Annotated in this window: 14 protein-coding genes; 4 read left to right on the top strand and 10 right to left on the bottom strand. The window is 38.6% G+C overall.

The features are described from left to right. The first annotated feature begins 317 nt into the window (after positions 1 to 317). Positions 318 to 1,382, top strand: a complete 1,065-nt coding sequence (locus ATZ99_RS11520; protein ID WP_068749383.1) for a Fe(3+) ABC transporter substrate-binding protein — start codon at positions 318 to 320, stop codon at positions 1,380 to 1,382. A gap of 178 nt (positions 1,383 to 1,560) precedes the next feature. On the opposite strand, the gene rlmD is transcribed toward ATZ99_RS11520, so the two are convergent. The 3 genes from rlmD to ATZ99_RS11505 are packed head-to-tail and all read right to left on the bottom strand — an operon-like array spanning position 1,561 to position 4,259. Continuing rightward, positions 1,561 to 2,928: a 23S rRNA (uracil(1939)-C(5))-methyltransferase RlmD gene (gene rlmD, locus ATZ99_RS11515; RefSeq protein WP_068749382.1), complete on the bottom strand. Its 1,368-nt coding sequence runs from the start codon at positions 2,926 to 2,928 to the stop codon at positions 1,561 to 1,563. Between the two features lie 15 nt (positions 2,929 to 2,943). Beyond that, complete coding sequence (trmL, locus tag ATZ99_RS11510; protein WP_068749381.1) at positions 2,944 to 3,426, bottom strand: tRNA (uridine(34)/cytosine(34)/5-carboxymethylaminomethyluridine(34)-2'-O)-methyltransferase TrmL; 483 nt, start codon at positions 3,424 to 3,426, stop codon at positions 2,944 to 2,946. 2 nt (positions 3,427 to 3,428) lie between these two features. Next, positions 3,429 to 4,259 carry a histidinol-phosphatase HisJ family protein gene (locus tag ATZ99_RS11505; RefSeq protein ID WP_068749380.1) on the bottom strand — a complete coding sequence of 277 codons (831 nt, stop codon included), beginning with the start codon at positions 4,257 to 4,259 and terminating at the stop codon, positions 3,429 to 3,431. A 160-nt stretch (positions 4,260 to 4,419) separates the two neighbouring features. Here ATZ99_RS11505 and ATZ99_RS11500 point away from each other — a divergent pair, with 160 nt between their 5' ends. Next, positions 4,420 to 5,832 (top strand): HesA/MoeB/ThiF family protein, encoded by a 1,413-nt coding sequence (locus ATZ99_RS11500; RefSeq protein ID WP_068749379.1) that lies wholly within the window; start codon positions 4,420 to 4,422, stop codon positions 5,830 to 5,832. Then, positions 5,833 to 6,774 carry a cysteine synthase A gene (gene cysK, locus ATZ99_RS11495; RefSeq protein ID WP_068749378.1) on the top strand — a complete coding sequence of 314 codons (942 nt, stop codon included), beginning with the start codon at positions 5,833 to 5,835 and terminating at the stop codon, positions 6,772 to 6,774. Positions 6,775 to 6,823: 49 nt separating this feature from the next. Here cysK and ATZ99_RS11490 read toward each other — a convergent pair whose 3' ends face one another. Continuing rightward, positions 6,824 to 7,624 carry a methyl-accepting chemotaxis protein gene (locus ATZ99_RS11490; protein ID WP_068749377.1) on the bottom strand — a complete coding sequence of 267 codons (801 nt, stop codon included), beginning with the start codon at positions 7,622 to 7,624 and terminating at the stop codon, positions 6,824 to 6,826. Positions 7,625 to 7,982: 358 nt separating this feature from the next. On the opposite strand from ATZ99_RS11490, the gene ATZ99_RS11485 reads away from it, so the two are divergent. Then, a complete protein-coding gene (locus ATZ99_RS11485; RefSeq protein ID WP_068749376.1) occupies positions 7,983 to 9,278 on the top strand; it encodes a DNA recombination protein RmuC in 1,296 nt (431 codons plus the stop codon). 563 nt (positions 9,279 to 9,841) lie between these two features. Here the strand turns inward: ATZ99_RS11485 and ATZ99_RS11905 are convergent. The 6 genes from ATZ99_RS11905 to buk form a co-directional block, all read right to left on the bottom strand. Then, positions 9,842 to 9,943 (bottom strand): MetS family NSS transporter small subunit, encoded by a 102-nt coding sequence (locus tag ATZ99_RS11905; RefSeq protein WP_157074761.1) that lies wholly within the window; start codon positions 9,941 to 9,943, stop codon positions 9,842 to 9,844. A 16-nt stretch (positions 9,944 to 9,959) separates the two neighbouring features. Next, on the bottom strand, positions 9,960 to 11,540 hold the full coding sequence (locus tag ATZ99_RS11480) for a sodium:neurotransmitter symporter family protein (RefSeq protein ID WP_068749375.1): 1,581 nt from the start codon (positions 11,538 to 11,540) through the stop codon (positions 9,960 to 9,962). A gap of 211 nt (positions 11,541 to 11,751) precedes the next feature. After that, positions 11,752 to 12,327, bottom strand: coding sequence for an indolepyruvate oxidoreductase subunit beta (locus ATZ99_RS11475; RefSeq protein WP_068749374.1), 576 nt, complete (start codon positions 12,325 to 12,327; stop codon positions 11,752 to 11,754). Continuing rightward, the gene (gene iorA / locus ATZ99_RS11470) at positions 12,324 to 14,087 is read right to left on the bottom strand and encodes an indolepyruvate ferredoxin oxidoreductase subunit alpha (RefSeq protein WP_245641391.1); all 1,764 of its coding nucleotides are present in this window, start codon (positions 14,085 to 14,087) and stop codon (positions 12,324 to 12,326) included. Before iorA ends, ATZ99_RS11475 begins: the two co-directional genes overlap by 4 nt. After that, positions 14,084 to 14,989 carry a bifunctional enoyl-CoA hydratase/phosphate acetyltransferase gene (locus ATZ99_RS11465; RefSeq protein WP_068749387.1) on the bottom strand — a complete coding sequence of 302 codons (906 nt, stop codon included), beginning with the start codon at positions 14,987 to 14,989 and terminating at the stop codon, positions 14,084 to 14,086. The genes iorA and ATZ99_RS11465 overlap by 4 nt, the downstream gene beginning before the upstream one ends. Then, complete coding sequence (gene buk / locus ATZ99_RS11460; protein WP_068749372.1) at positions 14,985 to 16,070, bottom strand: butyrate kinase; 1,086 nt, start codon at positions 16,068 to 16,070, stop codon at positions 14,985 to 14,987. Before buk ends, ATZ99_RS11465 begins: the two co-directional genes overlap by 5 nt. Positions 16,071 to 16,113: the final 43 nt, after the last annotated feature.

Genomic DNA, 16,113 nt, shown 5'->3' with positions numbered 1-16,113 from the left:
TTTTTTTTTTTTTTTTTTTTTTTTTTTTTTTTTTTTTTTTTTTTTTGATTTTTTTTTTTTTTAGGAATTTTTTGGCAAAAAATTTTTTTTTTTTTTTAAAGAAGGTTTTTCCTAAATGAAACGAATAACACGTTGTATTTTTTTTTAAAAAATTTTTTTGGTTTTCAATAGAGGAGAAATATTGGAATAATTTAAGAACAAATATGGTACAAAGCGAAAGTTTCTTTATTTTTTAGATTTACAAATGGAATTATATTTGTTAGTATATTTATTGATAATGATAATCATTTTCAATAAATATTAGAGGAGGTTTTTTAATGAACAAACAAATCAATTTACGTTCAATATTTTTATTAATTATTATGTCAACTTTATTAATTGCAGGTTGTACAAAAACAGTACAAGATAAAGCGCCTTTAGAAAATAATAAACAAATAGTCAATGTATATTCAGACAGATATTATGACGCTGATAAAAAACTTTATGAAGAGTTTACTAAAAAGACAGGAATTAATGTAAATGTAATTCAAGGCAAATCAGATGAACTAATTGAAAGACTTGTAAGAGAGGGACAAGATGCGCAGGCAGACATTTTAATTGTATCAGATGCCGGAAGGCTATATAAGGCAAAGAAGGAAGGGTTATTACAATCATTTAATTCAGAAATTGTAAATAACAATATACCACAAAATCTAAGAGATAAAGATAATACTTGGACTGCTTTAACGGTTAGAGCAAGAGTCTTAGTATATTCAAAGGATAGAGTAAAACCAGGTCAATTATCAACTTATGAAGCTTTAACAAGCCCTGAGTGGAAGGGAAAAATTTTGATCAGATCATCAACAAATACATACAATCAATCACTTTTAGCATCATTGATCGAGATTAACGGAAAAGAAAAAGCGAAAGAGTGGGCCAAAGGATTGCTACAAAACTTTGCAAGAGAACCACAGGGAAATGATAGAGATCAAATTAAAGCAGTTGCATCAGGCGTTGGAGATGTAGCTATAGTTAACACTTACTATATTGGAATAATGCTAAATTCACAGGATCAAGAGGAAGTAAACGCTGCAAAAAAAGTTGGAGTTTTCTTCCCAAATCAAGAAACAACAGGAACGCATATTAATATTAGTGGGGCTGGTTTGACAAAAGCAGCAAAAAATAAAGAAAATGCGATAAAGCTGATAGAATTTTTAACTTCAGAAGAAGCACAAAAATTATTTACAGAAATAAATTTCGAATATCCTGCTAATCCAAGAGTCGAAGCGTCAAAACTATTAAAATCTTGGGGGGATTTCAAAAAACAAAATATAGAACTTACTAAACTTGGTGAACACAATAAGCATGCCGTAGAAATATTTAATGAAATAGGATGGAAATAATAAAACAAGGGCCCTCTAATGGGCCTTTGTTTATAAAAAAGTACGATTATAAATAAAATTTTTTAATGGCTTATGATTCTTCCTTGAACAATACCACCACATATTGGTGCCTACACATATAATGGAATTTTAAGTTATACAGGAACAGGAGATATCCAAACGATATTGCGTAACTTTTTTATCTGCCGTATTCTCTTTTGAGTAATACTACCGTCTCCACATGATGTGTATGCGGGAACATATCAACAGGTTGAACAATTTTGGTCTCATACCCCATATCCTTTAAAATGCAAAGATCCCTTGCAAGGGTGGCAGGATTGCAGGAAACATATATTATTTTCCCCGGCTGCATTTTTGATATCGCAGAAAGCACCTCTTTTTCGCAGCCCTTTCGCGGAGGATCTACCACTATAACATCCGGATTTATGCCTTGTTTGGCAAGTTCGGGCATTATTTTTTCCGCTTCCCCCTCTACGAATTCGGCATTTTTAATACCGTTATTTTTTGCATTTTCCCTTGCATCCCTCACCGCATCCCCTACCACTTCAATACCTATCACCTTTTTTGCTTTATTTGCAAGGCAAAGTGCAATAGTCCCTATACCGCAGTAAACATCCAAAACTGTTTCACTACCTTTTAAATCAGCAAATTCGACAACTTTATCGTAAAGCACCTCGACCTGAACTGGATTTACCTGGAAAAAGGACGGAGGAGACAAGGAAAACCTGATATTTCCTATATTTTCTTTTATGGTTTCATTGCCGTAAATCAACAGGTTTTTTTCTCCCAAAATTACATTTGTCTTTTTTGCATTCACATTTAAATAAACCGAAGAAAGGCCCTTTACTTTCTTTTTTAATATTTCGATAAGCTCCGTCTTATGAGGAACATCCTCCCCGTTTATTACAATAACCACCATTACTTCCCCTGATTTAAAACCATGACGTGTAACAATATGCCTTACAAGACCTTTGTGTTTTATTTCATCGTAAATGGATATATTGTACCTTTCAAGCCATTCCTTTACCGCTAAAAGAGCTTCATTACTTTGCTCGGACTGAATCGGACAATAATCTATTGGGACAATTTCATGCGACCTTTTTTTGAAAAAACCCAGTACCGGTAAATTGTTTTTATTTCCCACGGGATATTGGGCTTTATTTCTATAATTTAAAGGATTTTTCATACCTATGGTGTCATTTATTTGTGGAAAAACCTTTCCTATTCGATGAAGGCTATCCTCCACTATGCTTTTCTTAAAAATCAGCTGTCCTTCATAGGAAAGGTGCTGTAAATCACATCCCCCGCAGATTAAAGCATGGGGACAAAAAGGCTCCCGCCTGTATTTGGAAAAATTAATGATCCTTTTTACTTTCGCAATTGCATAGGATTTTTTAACTTTGGTAACTTCAGCTATTACTTTTTCTCCAAAAATTGCCCCTTCCACAAAAACCGTAAGTCCATTTAGATGTGCAATACCCTGCCCCTCGTGAGCCATTTTTTCTATTACTGCTTCAAAGGTTTGTCCTACTTTTATTTCGTACAATTGAAAATTCCTCCTTTAATTTTTTGAAGGTCCCTTAATTTTAAGGCCGTTAAAATTATTCTGCCTCAATGCTTCGTAAAGCACTATTGCAACTGAGTTGGAAAGATTAAGAGACCTGGCGTCGTCTACCATGGGAATTCTGAGAGTATAATCCCAGTTCCTTTTTAATAATTCCATGGGAAGCCCTGCGGTTTCCTTTCCAAATACAAGGTAATCTCCCGGTTTAAAACTTGCTTCCGTATAGCACCTTTCGGATTTGGTGGTTAAAAAATACATAGTACTTCCTTTATTTTTTTCTTCAAATTCCTGATAATTTTCGTAATATTTTACATTTACGAGGTGCCAGTAATCAAGACCCGCTCTTTTTAAGTATTTATCCTCTAAGGAAAATCCCAGCGGTCCTACCAGGTGAAGCACCGCACCAGTCGCCGCACAGGTTCTTGCAATATTCCCGGTGTTTTGCGGAATTTCCGGTTCAACTAAAACTATATTAAACAACTTTATTCCTCCCGTATCTCATATTGCATTCTTTTTCTATTTTCAAAATAACACAATTTATCAAAACCAAAACTTTTAATATACTTTACGGCTTTTTCAAAATCCTTACCCACATCTTCAGGGCAGTGAGCGTCTGAATTCAGTATTACTGGAATATCGAATTTAGAAAAATAATACATTAAATCCTCCGAAGGGTATATTTCCTTTACGGGTTTTCGAAGCCCCGCCGTGCTCACTTCTATACACATATTCTTACTTTTTATTTCCTCTGCAAGATTTCCGTAAATATTTGATAAATCAGCCTTTGACCTGTAATTAAATATTTTCACCAGGTCCGGATGGGCTATGAAATCAAAAATTCCTGATTTAACCGCCGAAATCAAAGTAATATAGTATTCTTCATAGACCTTATCTATGTCCCTTCCTTCCCAATCCTTTATCCTTTCCGGGTTGTCAAAACCGAATTCCGAAAGCCAGTGAACGGAACCAATTACAAAATCAAAAGGGTAATCTTTGATAAATTCCCTTATTATTTCTTCATTTTCCGGAAAGTAGTCCGCTTCGATACCGAGTTTCACAGGAAATCCTTCTTTTTTTGCTTTTTCAATTAATGAAATATATTCTTCAATATCCTCCGTCGCCCTTTTTTCATGCCATTCGTTTCGGATAGGACCACCCTTCCAAATATTTTTTGCCTGAACGAATCTATAAATATGTTCGGATATGCCTATTTCTTCAATATTTCTTTCTTTTGCCTTTTCAATAAACTTTTTTAACCATTTCAGGGTATAAGGACCCTGTTCAATATGTACATGAAAATCTCTATAACTCATTTCCCAGACTCCTTTTCTTTTTTTCTACTATTATTAAAATACCAAAAAAATGATATAAAATAAAAGTAGAAATTGACTTTATGGCGGTAAAATAATAAAATAAATTTATAGAATTCCTATCATTTTAGTAGGAATTAATTTTTAATAAGGGGGAGTCCTTTTGCTGCTGCCAAAAGAAAAAATTAACAGGTTCCTGAGGCATATAATCATGCCGGAAATAAGTGGGCCGGGCCAGAAAAAATTAATAGAATCAAAAGGGCTTGTGGTTTCTCCTTCTCCAGAAAGCGCAATACCATTAGTTTTTTACCTTGCAGCTCTGGGTATTGAAAATTTATACTGTTATTTTAAAAGTTATGACGAATATTATTTCTTTTTAAAGGAAAACTTGAAGGATTTCAACCCTGACCTTAAACTTTTCTTTTTAAGTGAGGAGGAAATTGAAAGCAGTATCGATGAATTAGATTTTTGCGTTTTCTTTGACGAATTTTTTGTCCCGGAAAAGTTCAAAGAGGTGCCGGCAGTTTTTGCTTTAACTTCTCCCTGGAGGGGTATAATTAAAACATCAAAGGGTGCCACATTTCTGGAGGAGGAAGATTTGCTATTTCCAGAATCCCTGAAAAAAATAAGTGAAAATTCTCCCGGAAAAATTTTATCCCGATGTTTTTCAGGAGCAATTTGTTCCATAGAAGCAGCCAAGCTGGTATTGAAAATAGGAAAGACCCTTGATTCCCCCCTTTATTACGACCTTTTAAATATGGATTTTACCAATACCTTTGAGCCTGTTAATACTGAAGAACCGGCATTATTTGAAGAAAATAATTTTTATGAACTTCTTTCAAAGGCAAAAGTCTTGATAGTTGGCACCGGCGGACTCGGTTCGCCCGCTGCCCTTGCCCTTACCTTGGCTGGAGTTGGCACCATCGGTCTTGTGGATAGCGACAATGTAGAAATCAGCAATCTCAACCGGCAGATTTTACATTCCACTTCAAGGATAAATATGCCAAAGGTGGACTCAGCAGAAATTTTCTTGAAAAAATTAAACCCAAAAATAAATATAATAAAATACCATACCCGATTTACTCTGGAAAATTCTTTAGAAATAGTAAAGGATTACGACGTAGTGATAGATGGTGTAGATAACCTTCCTACGCGATATCTTTTAAACGATGTGTGTGTAATCAGTAAAAAGCCCCTTGCCGAAGCGGGAGTATTGCGTTTTGAGGGGCTCGGGATGACAATTGTCCCCGGTAAAGGGCCATGCTACAGGTGTGTATTTCCAAAAATGCCGCCTGCCGGCAGCATTCCATCCTGTTCCGAAACCGGTATCCTTGGACCCGTACCCGGTGTTTTGGGTTTTATTGAGGCTACCGAAACGGTGAAAATTATTACCGGAGCCGGTAAGCTCTTAAAAGGAAGGCTTGTATTTTTTGATTCTATGGATCTTGACTTCAGGACACCCGAAATAAAAAACAACCCGGAATGCCCCGTTTGCGGTCAAAATCCATCCATAAAAGACCTTAAAGGAGAATACGGGTTTATATGTGAAAATAATAATATTGAGAGGGAGGATTAAATGGAAACGAAAATTTTTGAAATAAAAGAATCCATCCTGGACCTTATAGGCATGACACCTATGGTCAAGCTAAACAGGCTATCACCTGCAGGTGGGGCCACCATAGCAGCAAAGCTGGAATCCTTTAATCCTGGAGGGAGCGTAAAGGACAGAATTGCATATAGCATGATACTGGATGCGGAAAAAAAGGGGCTTATAAAGCCCGGGGATACCATTATAGAACCTACCAGCGGAAATACCGGTATAGGCCTTGCAATGGTTTGTGCGGTTAAAGGATATAGACTTGTTCTGGTAATGCCTTCTTCCATGAGCATAGAAAGGAGAAAAATATTGAAAGCCTACGGTGCGGAGCTGGTACTTACTCCTGCGGAACTGGGTATGAGAGGAGCTGTTGAAAAAGCGCTGGAAATCTTAAAGGAAAATCCGGGCTATTTCATGCCTCAGCAGTTTGAGAACCCTGCAAACCCTGAAATTCACGAAAAAACTACGGCCTTAGAAATACTCCATCAAACCGGAGGAAAAATTGACGCCTTCGTGGCCGGTGTGGGAACCGGTGGAACTATTACTGGAGTAAAAAAAGTCTTAAAAGAAGCAATCCCGAACATTAAAATATTTGCAGTGGAGCCAGAAGCCTCACCGGTATTATCCGGCGGAAAACCGGCACCTCATAAAATACAGGGAATTGGCGCCGGGTTTATTCCAAAAGTCCTTGACCTTAACAATATTGATGAGATTATAAAAATCAGCAATGACGATGCCTTTTTCTATGCAAGAGAGCTGGCATTAAAGGAAGGTATTCTGGCAGGAATTTCCTCCGGAGCGGCAGTTGGCGCTGCAATAAAAGTGGCCAAATCATTAAAGCCGGGCAATCTGGTAGTTACCGTGCTTCCCGATACGGGTGAAAGATATTTAAGCGTGGAGGGACTCTTCCCATCGGAATAAAAAATAATAAAAAATAATAGGAAGCTTTTTTGAGCTTCCTATTATTTTTTTACTTTTTATCATTTACAATTTCTTTAATTTTTTCTCTGTAGGTGTCCAAGGAAGTGGCGATGCTTTCCTGAGAGCTGACGATCTGTTTTAGCACATTAGCACCTTCCGACAATTCCTCAAGGTTTTTTCTTATATTTAATAGGGTCTTCGTAATATTAGAAGTAGCGGTTGCGGAAGAATTGGTAAGCTTTCCAATTTCCTGGGCAACCACCTGAAAGCCCTTACCGTGCTCCCCCGCTCTTGCCGCTTCAATAGAAGCGTTAATTCCCAGAATTTTAATCATGCTCGTAATATCGTATATAGTTCTTATTATATCATCCGTCTTTTTAATATCTTCCATGGAACTGGCAATTGAATCGGAAAAATCGTTAAAGGTTTTGGTGATGAGTTTAGAAGAATTATTTAATGAATTTATATATTCCGACAAATTTTTAAGCATTCCTTTCAGGTTTTCTAAGGAATCCGATAATTTTTGATTGAGCATATTTTGATGTTCTGAAAGCATTGCAATCAGCCTTGCCGCACTCGAATCGATAATATGGGTTTCCTCATTTTTTTCTGCATTGATTGTGTCCCTTACTTCCTGTCTTCCTGTTAATTCAATTATAACCTCGGGTTTTTCCTTTAATATTTCTCTGCAATCGAAAAAGGTTTTTATCCCCTTTTCCTTTGCCAATTTAATACCCGGTGCTTCTACATTTACATCACAAATTCCTACTATTTCCACATCTTTAATCTCAAGAAGAGTTTTTAAAAAATTAGTGCCCCCTCTTCCGGCTCCTATTATTCCGACTTTCAATCTATCTCCCCCGTTACTAAAATAAAATAGCAATATTTTCTATTCTACAAAAAAGTCAATAATCCTTTCAAATTTATAAAATAAATTTTTCAAATTATATATATAGAAAATTAAATGTACAAGTATAGGCATTACTTTCTTTTTTCTAAGCATTTCCGTTATAATTGCCGTAAGGATAAGAGCTTTTTTAAAAGGATTATTTTCTTTTTTCACTTATTGTAAATATTCATTTATAAATCTTTCGTCCAATCTAATCTGAACCTCCTCGATCAAATTTCATACAAATTATTCTTATTGAACTTCACAAAATTTGATAAAATATATTTTGCCTGTAAATAAAATTTAAGGAGGACATAAAATGGATATTTCATTAATCTTTATATTCGTCCTTTTAGGTATTATCATCGCATTACAAATATTTTCCATAACCTCAAAAAAAAGGCAGGACCCGGAACTTATCAAAGCGCTATCCACCCTTGAAAACGGTCAAAAGTATCTGGAAAGTTTGATAAAAGAAGACATTAAAAACAGCAAAGAAGAGACGGCAAATCTGGTCAGCAATTTAGGAAACACTATTTCGATAAATATCAACAACATGAATTTAGCACAGCAAAACCTGATTAAAAATTTTTCCGATACCGTTTCTTCCTTGGCTGACAAAACGGAAGAAAGGTTAAATAAAATGAGGGAAACTATTGAAGCAAAACTGAAAGAAATACAGAACGAAAACAGTACAAAGCTTGAACAAATGAGGCAGGTGGTCGACGAAAAGCTGCAATCCACCCTTAACGCCAGAATATCCGAATCCTTCCGGCTGGTCAGCGAAAGACTGGAGCAGGTACATAACGGGCTCGGGGAAATGCAAACCTTGATGAACGATGTGGGCAGCCTAAAAAAAGTGCTATTCAACATTAAGACGAGAGGAATCCTTGGAGAGGTTCAATTAGAAGGGGTAATCGAAGACATTCTGGCACCCGGCCAGTTTGAAAAGAACGTGAAGGTAAACCCTCAAAGCAATGAAGTAGTCGAATTTGCAATAAAGATCCCCGTTGAAAACGGCTCTTTTAAAAACTATATATGGCTTCCCATTGACGCCAAATTTCCCATGGAAGATTTTGAACGATTGGTTGATGCGGAAGAAAGATGCGATTTAGCAGAATGCGAAAGATTAAAAAAAGATTTGGAAAACCGTATAAAGCTGTGCGCAAAGGATATTAAGGACAAATACATAAATCCTCCTCATACCACCGATTTTGCCATAATGTTTTTACCTGCTGAAAGTCTCTTTGCTGAAATTCTAAAAAAGCCGGGCTTTATTGAAAATATTCACAGGGATTATAAGGTTTTGATTACCGGTCCTACTACCCTTTCCGGCCTTTTAAATAGCCTGCGACAGGGTTTCAAAATGTTTGCTATAGAACAAAAAGCGGAAGAAGTGTGGAAATTATTAGCGGCAGTTAAATCCGAAATTGGAAAATTTGGCGAACTTTTAGATAAAGTAAATAAAAAGCTTCAGGAAGCGCAGAACGTGATAGAAAGCGCTTCTAAAAGGACTCGCTCTATAGACAGGAAATTAAAAGATGTAGAAGAAATTACTCATGAGGAATCCCAGGAGATTCTTTCCCTCTATGCTTTCGTAGAAGAGGAAGAATAAGAAAATTAAAAGGGCATATAGCAATCTACCTTGCACCAATACTGATAGCTTATTACCCAACCATGATCTTCCGACCATGATAGAGCAGTTCACCACCAGTACTGATGGGCCGTTCGACCACTTAGGATATCTACGCACCTGCATGCAACCTCTCGGCTGCATACAAGCGCATGAAATAGTGGCCAGCTAAATCATAAACAAAAAGTTTCAATACCCTAAGTGATCTTAGCTCGACCCTGCATGATAGGTTGGAACCCTGCTGCAATCAAAAAATCGACTGCAGCAAAGCTTTTCCCCACCATGCAAGATCTGCCCTCCGGCTGCATGCAAGCCGATGAAGGCCTGCATGCAACCTTTGGTCGACCCATATACGACCCTTATCGGATCATATATGAGTCTTAGCTCAACTGCTACATACCCTTTACACTATTTATTGTTACCTAAAAAAAATTTAATATGCAGTAATTTTTTAGCAATATTTGTTAATAATATTAAAAATTTCATAAAAAAGCTGCGGTTTTTGCCGCAGCTTTCATTTTTTATGATTTTGATTAAATTTATAATTATTTTTGCTGGTATTTTATCAGGTTTGACATCGTTACATATACTCCGCCTAAAATTACAACCCACGCTAAAAGCATAAATCCGAGAGCTCCACCGGACATTTATATTTCCTCCCCTCTATGCCTTGTAGGCCTTTTGGGCTGCTGCACCGGGACCATATTTTTTCTGAATGGTGGTATAAGCTTCAATAAACCCAATAATTAATATGGCAAAGAGTAATAACCTTGCTCCCTGCACCCATGGGACCAAATTGGGCATCTTTTCTACAAAGCTGGGTACCCATCTGAAGTATCCGTCCTTGATATAGCTCCTGGTAGAAAATACCAGAAGGATTGCGATTGCCAATGGCGTTACCCATTTTATCATAATATTGAAAAACGCGGAAGAAATCTTCCAGTAGCTTCCTCTGTTCACTTCTTCTAAGGATTTCTTTTCTCCAAACAGCCATCCTACCACAAATACTTCCAGTAAACCTACAACTACCAGGAAGTAAGAACCTACCCAGTTATCAAGTTCAGTAAGGAAAACAAGTTCCGCAGTCTTTGTTAAAACAGGTTCGAGAGCTACGGGTAGACCGATTATTATATAAAGAGCAAAGATAAGCCAGGAACCTACCCTTCTTGGAATATTCAAATCTTCTTCCAGAAGGGCTATCAGGTAGTTATACATAGCTATGGCCGATGTAAACCCTGCAAAGAAAAGTATTAAGAACCAGAAAGCTCCGAAAATCTGCCCTGCAGGCATCATTCTGAATACATTGGGTAATGCAATGAATGACAAACCTACCCCCGACTTTATACCATCAGTTCCAAGGAAGGTGTAAGCAATCGGTATAGCAATGCTGCCGCCCAATATTACCTCCGCAAACTCATTCAAAAATACCGTAGCGGTTGCAGAAAGTACTATATCGTCATCGGGTTTTAAATAAGATGCATAGTTTTGAATAATACCCATTCCGAGGGATAGGGTAAAGAATATTTGTCCTGCCGCAGCCAGTGCGGACTGCCAGCTAAGTTCATTCCAGTGAGGGCTCCAGAGGTAATCAAGTCCCTTTAACGGCGACCAATCGGGATTTACAGGGGTGCCAAGGGTTAAAGCCCTTATAATCAATATGAATCCGAGAACATACAATGATGGCATCATGACCTTTGCCCAGGCTTCAATACCCTTTTGAACTCCTCGGGTTAACGCAAGGCCAAGAAGGAAAAGAGCAATTACCCAGAATGTAATCGAAAGACCCGGCGTCTGAATGTAGTTTACGAAAATTTCTCCCGTTGATTTTGCTTTGTCCATATAACCGCCCGTTAATGAAAGGTAAGAATAACCAAGAGTCCAGCCTATGATCTGAGTATAATAGGCGTTTACAAGGCTAACTACGGAAAATACAAGCATTCCCACTAAAGAACCGAGTATAGCTGCAGTTGTATGTGAGGTCCTTTCCTTGGACTGCAGGTATACCATGCAGCCTACCGTCCCATGTCCGTACTTACCGCCGTACCTTCCCTGCATCCATTCCACATACATGATAGGAATGCCAAGAATTATAAGTGCTGCAAAATAAGGGATCATGAATGCGCCGCCGCCGTTTTTTGCGGCCTGGTACGGGAAGCGCCAGAAGTTTCCAAGGCCTATAGCGTTTCCCGCCATAGCAAGAATAAGTCCGAGTTTTGTTCCCCAGTTCTCTCTACCTTCTGCCATAAAAAACCTCCCCTTATTAAAAAATTATTTTTTAATTTAAAATGTTAAAAAGTTGTTTATTATTATACATTAAATCTTCTAAATTTACAATACATGATTTATTATGCGAAATAATCACTTTTTTTATATTATACTATAAATTTTTCTTTATTTATAATTTTCTGTTGTTTTACGATAAAAAAATAAGGTAAAATAAATTAATGATTCTAATCTAAACCAATTTATGTCCGAGTTTGAAAGCTTTTACGTTTATCTCAACATATTTTTCCGGTACCACCTCCTCAATAACTTTTACAAATTTCTCCTCGTCAAAGGACATTACTTTTGCCAATGCCCCGGTTAAAATGATGTTTTGAACTCTGACATCGCCAAGCTCCTTCGCTTTTGAAACAGCATCTATGATTAATGCATTTTTAATATTATTTTTTACAAACTCCGTTATATTTTCGGGATATTTTTCCTTCCCAGCAAGTACCGTAGAAGGTGGTATTTCTAAATCGTTTAAAATTAATGTTCCATCATTGGATAGGAAATCAATATAACGAAGTGCCTCCAATTTTTCAAAGGCGAGCAACACATCGGCTTTCCCTTTTTCTATAACCGGAGAATACACTTTTTCGCCGTATCTGATCTGGGTGACGACACTTCCTCCCCTCTGAGCCATTCCATGAATCTCCGACATCTTCACATCAAACCCGTGCTCTATCAAAGCCCGGGTTATTACTTTGCCTGCAAGTATGGTCCCCTGCCCGCCTACGCCGGAGATGAAAATGTTCTTTACCGTCATCTTTCTTCACCCGCCTTTTCTATTGCATCAAAAGGACAAACTTTAGCACATACAGAGCAGCCTACGCAGCTCAATGGGTTTATTATTATTTCTTCCCCGTGAATCTGAACCGCAGGGCAGCCTACCTTCAAACACATCTTGCATTTTTTGCATTTTTCCTGATTTACTTTATAAAGCCCCTTGGGCCCTTTTCCTTTTAACAATGCACACGGCCTTCTTGCTATTATTACCGACGGTTCGGTTTTATTATTTGCCGCAGCCTTTATAGCATTTTCCACAGCACTTAAATCATAAGAATCTACCGTATAAATGTTCTTAATGCCAAGAGCCCTGCAGATTTCCTCCAATGAAACCGCATAGGCAGGTTCATCTTTGGCATTGTATCCGGTTCCGGGATGGTGCTGGTGTCCGGTCATGGCAGTTATACTGTTATCTACGATCATGGTAATGGTATTGCTGTTGTTATATACCACATTCATGAGCCCCGTTATGCCGGAGTGCAGAAAGGTTGAGTCCCCAATCACGCTTATTACGAGCGGGCTTTCTTTCCCTTCCTGTTCGTATGCTTTTTTAAAACCGTGCCCCATACCGATGCTGGCGCCCATGCACAGAATACTGTCAATTCCCTCCAAAGGCGGTAAAACACCCAGGCTGTAGCAACCGATATCGCTGGTAACTACCGCCTTCATTTTTCGCAAAACATAAAACACTCCTCGATGCGGGCATCCGGCACACAATACAGGAGGTCTCATGGGCAGGTTTTCCAGGGGTTTATAGTAAACCTTTGCCTTACCCGCTCCAAAGGCTTCCCGGATTATTTCGGGAGAAAGCTCTCCAATTCCCGGAATTATCTCCTTTCCAGTAATATTTTTATACCCCATGGCTTTTATGTGGTTTTCCAGATAAGGATCAAGCTCTTCCACCACATAGACCTTTTCGAATTTATTTACAAATTCCGAAATTAACTTTTCGGGCAGGGGATAGGTCATTGTTAATTTCAAAATACTTACATCATCGCCGAAGACTTCTTTTACGTATTGATAGCTTATACCGCTGGTGATAATGCCGAATTCTTTAATACTACCCCATTCAATTTTATTGTACGAAAAACTTTCGCTGAAATCTTTTAAAGCCTTTAATCTTTCTTCTAAATTTACTCTCCTTCTTTTTGCGAATCCGGGAATCATAGCATATTTTTGTGGATTCTTTTGATAATCCAGCTGTTCCCTTTTTACTCTCTCTCCCAGCCGGACAATCCCCCTGCTATGGGCAATCCTGGTTGTAATTCTGAATAGAACCGGGATATCGTATTTTTCACTCACTTCCAGAGCTATGCCAATAAGGTCTTTTGCTTCCTGACTATCCGAAGGCTCAAACATGGGAATCCTGGCAAAAGGAGCATAGTTTCTATTGTCCTGTTCATCCTGCGAACTATGCATACCGGGATCATCGGCACTCACAAGCACCAGTCCACCATTTACCCCCGTGTAAACAAGGGTAAACAACGGATCCGCTGCTACATTTACCCCTACGTGTTTCATAGAAACTATGCATCTGGCTCCCGCAAGGCTCGCACCCGCAGCCGATTCTAATGCGACTTTTTCGTTAGGAGCCCATTCTGCATGTATTTCTTTGTATTTTGCTATATTCTCGAGAATTTCGGTACTGGGAGTACCGGGGTATGCAGAAGCAAAGCTTACGCCGTATTCGTATGCCCCCCTTGCTATTGCTTCATTTCCGGTTAAAAATTCTTTTTTCAAATCTTTCCACCCCTCTTTACTAAGCATGCCAGAGCAATTGAAGCAAGTTTTGAAAAACTGCTATCTGCCCTGGAGGAAAGGACTATGGGTGCCTTTGCACCCAGGACGATTCCCGCCATCGCTCCATTTGCAAGAAAGGATAAAGATTTCCCCAGGGCATTTCCGGCTTCGATGTCGGGAACGAGCAGAAGATCCGCATCACCGGCTACCGGGCTTTTTATCCCTTTATGGATGGCGGCATCTTTATTTACCGCATTGTCAAGAGCTAAAGGTCCATCGATTATGGCTCCCTTTATTTGATTTCTTTCCGCCATTTTACTTATAATCGCCGCATCCACGGTCGCGGGCATTTTTAAAGATACGGTTTCCACAGCGCACAGCACCGCCACTTTGGGTTTTTCATAACCCAAACAACGAAGGGCAAAAATTGCATTTTGCAAAATTGATATTTTCTCTTCCAGCGTTGGTGAAATATTCACTCCTCCATCTGTTAAAAATAATAATTTGTGGTAGGAATTGACTTCGAAGGCTGCCATGTGGCTAAGTAGTTCTCCCGTTCTGAGCCCTGCTTCCGGGTCCAGGACTGCTTTCATAAAAGCGGCGGTGTCTATAAGCCCTTTCATAAGCACCTCTGCGGCATTTTGGGAAACAAGATTTACTCCTTGCTTTGCTGCTTTCTCGACAGGGCAGTCTAAAATCTCATCTTCTTCAAGCTTTAAACCTACCTCTCCAGCTTTTTTTAATATATCTTTTTTTTCCCCTACCAGTATGGGTTTAATAAAGCCCATTCCTTTGGCATCCCTTATAGCTTCCAGTACAGGTTCGTCCGCTGCCTGAATTACGCTTACCTTTACGGGGGGAAAGGCTGAAAGTCTTTCAAATATCTCCTTAAAGTTTTTAATCAACGTAATCACCCCCGTATACCTGCACTTTTTCTATTCCGTTGATTACCCTTAATGCGGCTTCCGCAAGCGCCAGCATTTCTTCTTCCCCGGGAACCCTTTCTACTTTTGCTATAAAACCCACCCTTCCCCTAATCTTTTCGCAAATGTATTCGGATTTCGCTATTCCGCCGGTAAGGATAATGTAGTCCACTTTCCCTTTCAAAACCGTTGCCATTTCCCCGATTGTCTTGGCTATCTGATATATCATAGCTTCAAGAATTAGCCTTGCCCTGTTATCTCCACTTTTAGCCCTTTCTTCAACTTCTTTTACATCCTTTGTTTCAAGATAGGAATAAATTCCTCCTTCTTGAATAAGCTTTTTGATCATTTCATCCTTCGTGTATTTTCCGGAATAACATAGTTCCACCAGCTCCAGTATCGGAAGGCCGCCGGCTCTTTCGGGGGAAAATGGGCCTTCGCAGTTGGCGCTATCCACATCAACCATGCGCCCTTTCCTGACGGCTGCTATTGAAATGCCACCGCCGAGATGCGCAACAATAAAATTTTTTTCTTTAAAGGAAAAACCGTATTTTTCTGCGGTAGAAAAAATGACCCTCCTTATATTCAGAGCGTGGGAAAGGCTTTTCCTTTCAATCCCTGCAAGACCAGAAATCCGTGCCACTTCTTCCATTTCATCCACGGACACCGGATCTATTACATAAGCGGGAATATCGAAATTTTCGCTTATCCTTTTTGCTATAAACGCCGCTACATTTGAAGCATGTTCTCCTGCCACCGCATCTTTTAAATCCGTTAACATCAGTTCATTAATGGCGTAAACCCCGGCCCTTACCGGTCTTAGAATTCCTCCCCTTGCAGCTATAACATCAAAATCGGAAAAATTTAACCCTCTTTTGAAAAGCGCTTCTTTTATAGCTTTGTACCTTAATTCTTCCTGATCAATTACTTTACTAAAAGCCTTAAGTTCTTCATAATCGTGCAAAACATTTTCAGTAAATATCTCCCTGTGGTCTTCAAATACGGAAATTTTTGTGGAAGTTGATCCCGGATTAATGGCGAGTATCCTGCTCACCCATATCCCCTTTCCTGTTTGAATTTTATTTTATTAAATTATTAGAGAA

The sequence above is a fragment of the Thermovenabulum gondwanense genome, assembly GCF_001601575.1.
Classification (GTDB): Bacteria; Bacillota; Thermosediminibacteria; order Thermosediminibacterales; family Thermosediminibacteraceae; genus Thermovenabulum; species Thermovenabulum gondwanense.
The sequence above is the reverse complement of the archived record's forward strand: the minus strand, read 5'-3'. Positions and strand labels throughout refer to the sequence as shown.

Bases quoted from the DNA above. Each gene is read 5' to 3' on its own strand.
- ATZ99_RS11520 (WP_068749383.1), top strand. From the start codon at position 318: ATGAACAAACAAATCAATTTACGTTCAATATTTTTATTAATTATTATG.
- ATZ99_RS11505 (WP_068749380.1), bottom strand. From the start codon at position 4,259: ATGAGTTATAGAGATTTTCATGTACATATTGAACAGGGTCCTTATACC.
- cysK (WP_068749378.1), top strand. From the start codon at position 5,833: ATGGAAACGAAAATTTTTGAAATAAAAGAATCCATCCTGGACCTTATA.
- ATZ99_RS11485 (WP_068749376.1), top strand. From the start codon at position 7,983: ATGGATATTTCATTAATCTTTATATTCGTCCTTTTAGGTATTATCATC.
- ATZ99_RS11905 (WP_157074761.1), bottom strand. From the start codon at position 9,943: ATGTCCGGTGGAGCTCTCGGATTTATGCTTTTAGCGTGGGTTGTAATT.
- ATZ99_RS11480 (WP_068749375.1), bottom strand. From the start codon at position 11,540: ATGGCAGAAGGTAGAGAGAACTGGGGAACAAAACTCGGACTTATTCTT.
- ATZ99_RS11475 (WP_068749374.1), bottom strand. From the start codon at position 12,327: ATGACGGTAAAGAACATTTTCATCTCCGGCGTAGGCGGGCAGGGGACC.